Source organism: Bradyrhizobium sp., from assembly GCF_049691595.1.
Lineage (GTDB): Bacteria > Pseudomonadota > Alphaproteobacteria > Rhizobiales > Xanthobacteraceae > Bradyrhizobium.
The window spans coordinates 1-6,668 of record NZ_JBAVNZ010000173.1 but is presented as its reverse complement, the minus strand read 5'-3'; the positions used below and the strand labels follow the sequence as shown (position 1 = coordinate 6,668).

Annotated in this window: 7 protein-coding genes and 1 pseudogene; 4 read left to right on the top strand and 4 right to left on the bottom strand. The window is 66.4% G+C overall.

Annotation, left to right across the window (positions count from 1 at the left end):
- From WCE35_RS07785 to WCE35_RS07775, 3 genes and pseudogenes are all read left to right on the top strand, one after another.
- Nucleotides 1–260, top strand: a pseudogene (locus WCE35_RS07785) (chorismate mutase); the annotation flags it as partial.
- A gap of 25 nt (nt 261–285) precedes the next feature.
- Complete coding sequence (hisC, locus tag WCE35_RS07780) at nt 286–1,383, top strand: histidinol-phosphate transaminase (protein WP_424592769.1); 1,098 nt, start codon at nt 286–288, stop codon at nt 1,381–1,383.
- Nucleotides 1,380–2,321 (top strand): prephenate/arogenate dehydrogenase family protein, encoded by a 942-nt coding sequence (locus tag WCE35_RS07775; RefSeq protein ID WP_424592768.1) that lies wholly within the window; start codon nt 1,380–1,382, stop codon nt 2,319–2,321. The genes hisC and WCE35_RS07775 overlap by 4 nt, the downstream gene beginning before the upstream one ends.
- Before the next feature lie 58 nt (nt 2,322–2,379).
- Here WCE35_RS07775 and WCE35_RS07770 read toward each other — a convergent pair whose 3' ends face one another.
- On the bottom strand, nt 2,380–3,567 hold the full coding sequence (locus WCE35_RS07770; protein ID WP_424592767.1) for a DUF2125 domain-containing protein: 1,188 nt from the start codon (nt 3,565–3,567) through the stop codon (nt 2,380–2,382).
- Between the two features lie 110 nt (nt 3,568–3,677).
- On the opposite strand from WCE35_RS07770, the gene WCE35_RS07765 reads away from it, so the two are divergent.
- Nucleotides 3,678–4,274, top strand: a complete 597-nt coding sequence (locus WCE35_RS07765) for a gamma-glutamylcyclotransferase (RefSeq protein WP_424592766.1) — start codon at nt 3,678–3,680, stop codon at nt 4,272–4,274.
- Nucleotides 4,275–4,280: 6 nt separating this feature from the next.
- Here WCE35_RS07765 and WCE35_RS07760 read toward each other — a convergent pair whose 3' ends face one another.
- The 3 genes from WCE35_RS07760 to WCE35_RS07750 all read right to left on the bottom strand — a co-directional run.
- A complete protein-coding gene (locus WCE35_RS07760; protein ID WP_424592765.1) occupies nt 4,281–5,054 on the bottom strand; it encodes a lysophospholipid acyltransferase family protein in 774 nt (257 codons plus the stop codon).
- Between the two features lie 12 nt (nt 5,055–5,066).
- Nucleotides 5,067–5,786 (bottom strand): YdcF family protein, encoded by a 720-nt coding sequence (locus WCE35_RS07755; protein ID WP_424592764.1) that lies wholly within the window; start codon nt 5,784–5,786, stop codon nt 5,067–5,069.
- Nucleotides 5,787–5,853: 67 nt separating this feature from the next.
- The coding region (locus WCE35_RS07750; RefSeq protein WP_424592763.1) for a cell division protein FtsX at nt 5,854–6,668 on the bottom strand (815 nt) is incomplete at its 5' end.

Genomic DNA, 6,668 nt, shown 5'->3' with positions numbered 1-6,668 from the left:
GACCGAGGTCGAGACCTGGAGCGTGCGCGTCTCCGGCTGGAACGCCGAGATCGCGCGCGCTGTCGCCGCTCGCCGAAATCGTCGCCGTGCCCGACACTGCCTTCGACGGCGCGGCGCTGCTGGTTTCGATCGCGGGCTCGGGGTTCGAAAACATCAAGACCGCCCTGATCAAGGCCGGCGCCTCGGTGCGCTCATCGGCCCTCGTCGGCAGCCACGCAACGCGCTATACGGTGCCCCCGAACGGGGCTGCCAAACCGTAGGGCGCCCGAATAGCCGGAGTTGACGATGTCCCGCCCCGTGCCGAACCCCGGCATCCTCGATATTGCACCCTACACGCCCGGCAAGAGCCCGGTGCCCGAGCCGGGTCGCAAGGTCTTCAAGCTGTCCGCCAACGAGACGCCATTCGGGCCGTCGCCGAAGGCGATCGCGGCCTACCGGCACGCCGCCGATCACCTGGCGGACTATCCGGAAGGCACCTCGCGGGTGCTGCGCGAGGCGATCGGCCGCGCCTTCGGGCTCGATCCCGACCGCATCATCTGCGGCGCCGGCTCCGACGAAATCCTCAATCTCTTGGCGCACGCTTTTCTCAGCCATGGCGACGAGGCGATCTCCACCACCCACGGCTTTCTGGTCTACCCGATCGCCACCTTGGCCAGCGGCGCCCGGAACGTGGTCGCGCCCGAGACCAATTTCACCGCCGATGTCGACGCGATCCTGCAACGGGTCACGGCGCGCACCAAACTCGTGTGGCTCGCCAACCCGAACAACCCGACCGGAACCTATCTGCCGTTCGACGAGGTCAAGCGGCTGCGCGCCGGTCTGCCGCCGCATGTGCTGCTGGTGCTGGACGCCGCCTATTCCGACTACGTGTTGCGCAACGACTACGAGTTCGGCATCGAGCTGGTCGCGACCACTGAAAACACCGTGGTGACCCACACCTTCTCCAAGATCCACGGGCTGGCGGCGCTGCGGATCGGCTGGATGTTCGGCCCGGCCCACATCGTCGATGCGGTCAACCGCATCCGCGGGCCCTTCAACGTCTCGACCCCGGCGATGCTGGCGGCGGCGGCGGCGATCGAGGACACCGCGCATGTCCAGATGTCGAAGGCGCACACCGAACGCTGGCGCAACTGGCTGACGGAAGAGATTCAAAAGCTCGGCCTCAAGGTGACGCCGAGCGTGGCGAACTTCGTGCTGATCCATTTCCCGCTCGATAAAGGCAAAACCTCAGCCGAGGCCGACGGCTTCCTGACCCAACGCGGCCTGGTGCTGCGCGCGGTGACCAATTACGGCCTGCCGCACGCATTGCGCATGACCATCGGTACCGAGGAGGCCAATCGGCTGGTGGTCGATGGCCTGCGCGACTTCATGGCGCAAAAGTGAGCGCTGCGCCTCACTTCAAACGTGTCGCGCTGATCGGCTTCGGCCTGATCGGCGGCTCGATCGCGCGCGCCGCGCGGCTGCAGGGGCTGGCCGGCGAAATCGTCGCCACCGCGCGCTCGGCCAGGACGCGGGAGCGCGTCGCCGAGCTCGGCATCGTCGATCGTGTGGTCGAGACCAACGCGGAAGCGGTCGATGACGCCGATCTCGTCATCCTCTGCATCCCCGTCGGCGCCTGCGGGCCGGTGGCGCAGGAGATTGCGCCGTTCCTCAAAACTGGCGCCATCGTCTCCGATGTCGGCTCGGTGAAGGGTGCCGTGGCGCGCGACATGGCGCCTTATATTCCGCCAGGCGTTCATTTCGTCCCGGCGCATCCGGTCGCCGGCACCGAGCATTCCGGTCCCGATTCCGGCTTCGCGGAACTGTTCATCGATCGCTGGTGCATTTTGACGCCGCCGCAAGGCACCGATCCGGGCGCGGTGGAAAGACTGCGCGCGTTCTGGGCCGGCTTTGGCGCCAAGGTCGAGATCATGACGCCCGACCATCACGACCTGGTGCTGGCGATCACCAGCCATCTGCCGCATCTGATCGCCTACACCATCGTCGGCACCGCCGACGAACTCGAAGAGGTCACGTCGTCGGAAGTGATCAAATTTTCCGCCGGCGGCTTTCGCGACTTTACCCGCATCGCCGCCTCCGATCCCACGATGTGGCGCGACGTGTTTCTGACCAACAAGGACGCGGTGCTGGAAATGCTCGGCACCTTCAACGAGGATTTGTCGAAACTCACCCGCGCGATCCGCCGCAACGACGGCGAGGCGCTGTTCGAGCATTTTTCCCGCACCCGCGCCATCCGCCGCGGCATCGTCGAGATCGGCCAGGATTCGGCCGCCCCCGACTTCGGCCGGCCGCATGCGCAATTGGGGAAGAAGCCGGAGTGAGAAAGCGGGGATTTGGCGCTTGGCGCCGCAGCGTGGGCAACGTTTCGACGGCGGCGATTCAAAACAGCGGCGGCACCTGCGCCACCTTCAGGGGCCCGAGCAACACCGCGCCGTCGACGAAGCGCAGTGGAAAGGATCGCGCCTTCCTGCCTTCGAGCACGGCTTCGGTGCCGAGCGAATTGATTCCCGCGGCGACGCCGGCATTGGAATTCTGCTTGATGACCTTGCCGAGACCCGGAATGGCCCTGTCGAGCGCGCCGAACAGATTGTTGATGTCCTGGGTCTTGACGCCGGGCGCGACGCGATCGAGCGTCGCCTGCGGCACGCCCTCCTCCAGCATCTTCTCAATACCAAGCGCCGGGATCACTTTCTCGATACCCGCCACCGTCATCTGCAATTCGCCGGCGATCCGCCCGGCGGCGGTGAGGCTGAGCGTGCCGGCGGCCACCGCGATCAGATCGCCCTGTTGAATCCGCGACTGTGCGATCTCGACATGGCCGCCCGCAGCCTGGAGCTCGCGGAATCGTTCGGGCCATGGCTTTGGTGAAAAATCCCTCAGCCCGGTCAACCTGGTCCGCACGTCGGCATCGAACGGCGCTGAGAGCAGCGGATGCACCTCGCGCACACTGCCGCCGGCGATCTGCAGCACGGTTTCGATCACCGGATTTTCGGTCGGCGATCCGTCGGCAAGGCGGCCGTGCAGCTCGACATGGCTTGCGCGCGCCAGCGGCGTCGGACCGGAAGCATTGATGCGGTCGATCGCGGGATCGTCGAACACGATGGCGGCGCGCCGCGGGACGGCCGGCAGGCCGACCACGCTGCTGCGGGCCTTGCTCCAGTTCACCGTCATCGACGGCAGCTCGCCGCGATCGGCGATCGTCGCCGGCGCCTTGAATTCCGCGATCAGCAATTTGGGGTCGTAGATTTGCGCCACCACCAGGATTTCGCCGAGCCGCGCGGTGAATGATGACTGCGCCGCCGCCGTCTGCGAAACCAGCGACACGCTGGCGTCGTCGCAGCGCACTTCAAGCCGGAACGGGAAACCGGCGACCGTCCGCTTGCCGCAGTCATAGACCCGGCCGGATTTCGCCTCCTGCGCGCGCCAGGCATCGGCGCGGACGCCGACCTCGGCGGCGGCGTAGAACCAGAACGCGCTCCAGGCGCTGGCTGCGACCAGGAGCAGAACGGGCATGATGAAAAGGCGCCAAAGCGGGCGCCGGCGCGGCGCGTGGGTCATGTCGGGCATGCGGCGACCTTTGGCGGATGATTTTGTCAAATGTAAGCGACCGAGCCGGGCAGCGAAAGCCGTTGAATTCCACTTCGCTTCGCCCCGCGGTTCTGCTAGCCGTGCGCGCCATGTCAGCCATGACCCTGTCCGAAGCGGAACTGTCCAAAGGCGACCTGTGGGTATTCGGCTATGGTTCGCTGATGTGGCGGCCGGGTTTTGAATTCATCGAGCAGGTGCCGGCGCGGCTGATCGGCGAGCATCGTGCGCTCTGCGTCTATTCGTTCGACCATCGCGGCACCCCGGAACAGCCCGGTCTCGTGCTCGGGCTCGACCGTGGCGGCGCCTGCCGCGGCATCGCATTCCGGGTCGCGGCAAGGCAGCGCGACGACACGGTGGCGTATTTGCGCGGCCGCGAGCAGACCACAAACGTCTATCGCGAGGTGATGCGCTCGGTGTGGCTGGAAAACGAGGCAAGGCAACGCGTCAGCGCGCTGGCCTATGTGGTCGATCGCGGCCATGTGCAATATGCCGGCCGGCTCTCGCTGGCCGAGCAGCTGCGCTTCGTGCAGCAGGGCCACGGCCGCTCGGGAAACAACCGCGACTATGTCCTCTCCACCGTGAAGTCGATCGAGGCGCAAGGCTTTCGCGATCCGCAATTGCATCAACTGGCGATGATGCTGCACGACGCCCATCCGCTTCACCCGGCCGTGCAGCAGCAGAGCTAGCGATCGCTACACCTTCGCCGGCGCCGAACTCGGCACCCGGCCGAACAACTCGGCCTGCTCGCGGCGCGCCGTCTCGACCAGCCGGTTGGTGGCATCCTCGATCACGGTGGAAACGCGCGAAAGGAATTCCCTGCGCGACAGGCCTGGCGGCAGCGGATCGAGAAATTCGACCACCAGCGTGCCGGGATAGCGCATGAAGGTGCGGCGCGGCCAGAACAGCCCGGAATTGAGCGCGACCGGCAGGCAGGTGACGCCGCAGTCGACATAGATCAGGCCGATGCCGGACTTGTAGCTCGGCGCGGCATCGACGGGGGTTCGCGTGCCCTCGGGGAAAATAATCAACTGACGGCCGCGCCGAACCGCCTCGGCGGCACGGCGGGCCATATCCTTCAGCGAGCGGCCGCCGGCGCTCCGGTCGATCCCGATCATGTTGGCCTTGATCAGGTACCAGCCGAAGAACGGAATCCACGTCAGTTCGCGCTTGAGGATATAGAGCGGCTGGTCGAAAAACTGCAGCAGCGCGAAGGTTTCCCACATCGACTGATGCTTGGAAGCGACGATCAGCGGCCCTTCCGGAATCTTTTCGAGCCCGCGATATTCCACCCTGGTGTTGCAGATCACCCGCAACAGCCAGATGCTGCTCGCCGCCCAGTAGCCGGCGATCCGCAGGATCGCCCGGCGCGGCATCAGGAACGTCGGGATGGCGACGATCAGCCAAAACACCAGCAGCACGTAGAACAGTACGTTGTAGACCAGCGCGCGCAGGAAAATCAGAAACATCGCATACCCGGATCAGTTGGCTTGAGCCGTCGCCGGCCGGCGTGGCGCAGGCGAGCCGCCGGCCTGGTCCGCGAGCTCGGGCATCAGATCGAGGCCGGCATTGGCGAGACGCACCCTCATTTCCGCGGCGACATATTTCGCGTACTCCGATAGCAGCAGGCGGAAGGTCGCGCCGCTCGTCCACCACGGTTCGTCGCGCCATCGCTCGCCGACCACCGCGAACGGGATCAGCATGATGCCCGGCATCGCATGCGACAATTCCACGACGGCCCGCGGCATATGGTAATTCGATGTCACCACGATCAGTGACTTGAACCCGCGCTCGCGCGCCCAGCGCCGCGCCTCCGCCGCGTTGCTGCGCGTGTTGACGGCCGAGCGGTCGAGGTCGACGCAGCAGCCCAGCAGCGACTGACTGTCCGGCAGCGAACGGGAAATGTCGCTGGCGTCATTGGTCGGGTACACGCCCGAGATCAACAGCCGCTTGCCGTAGCCGGCGGCCAGCAATTCCATGGCGTCGGAGACGCGCGAGGAGCCGCCGGTCAGCACCACGATGCCGTCGGCCTTGCGCGCGGGCCGTATTTCCACGCCGCGCAATTGCGAGAGAAAGGCGACGAAGCCCGCCGCAGCGGCTACGAAAGTGATCGCCAGCGTCGCGACAACAGTCGCGCGCAGCCATCCCCGTGGCGGCGCCACGAGCGCATTCGGCGAGTTGTCGTCGGGCTGCAGACTCATCGGATCCGGTTTCCCCTCAGGGTAATTCTAGAGCGTTTTCGGCCGAAGTGGAATCCGCTTTGCACCATCAGTCGATATCGTCCAGCGTGGCAAACAGGGTCCGCCGCGAGGCCCAAGCGGTGATCGCCGCGATCAGCACCGCTTGCGCCGCGAGCGCCAGATAACCCGACGGGCGCAGCGAGAATGTCCCCAGCAGCGCCGCGAACTGATCGCCAACCGGGGTGCCCGAGAACCAGCCGGCAACCGATTCGGAGAAGCCGAACAGCAGCATCGCGGCGCCGCCCCCGATCAGTCCGCCTTCGAGGCCGAGCCTCAGGAAATGCCGCAGGAAGCGGTTGGCGATGTAGCTGTCGCCGGCACCGACGAAATGCAGCACCTCGACGATCGGCCGGTTCGCCGCCATCGCGCCGCGGGTGGCAAAGGACACCGAAATGATGGTCGCGATGATCACCAAAGCGAGGATGCCGATGCCGGCGAACACGGTGGCTCCGGTCATCGAGCGCATCCGCTCGATCCAGGCGCGATGATCGTCGACCGTGGCCGACGGCGCCACCCTGGTCACCCGGCTGCGCAGCGCCGCCAGATCGAGCGAGGTGCCGGGCTGGACCCGGGCAACGATCACGCGCGGCACCGGCAACTCCTCGAGCGAAAGACCGCTGCCGAGCCACGGCTCCAGCAATCTTGCCGACTCCTCCTTGCTGAACGGCTTGACCTGAAGGATGCCGGGCTGCGTCCGCATCGCCTCGGCGGCGGCGTCGGCATCGCGGCCGAGGTCGCGCCCACCCTGCGGGCGCACCTGCAGGGTGATTTCGCTCGCAACCTCCGACTGCCATTCCGCCGCCGAGGCGCCGACCAGGAGCACCGTGCCGGTAGTGATCGAGG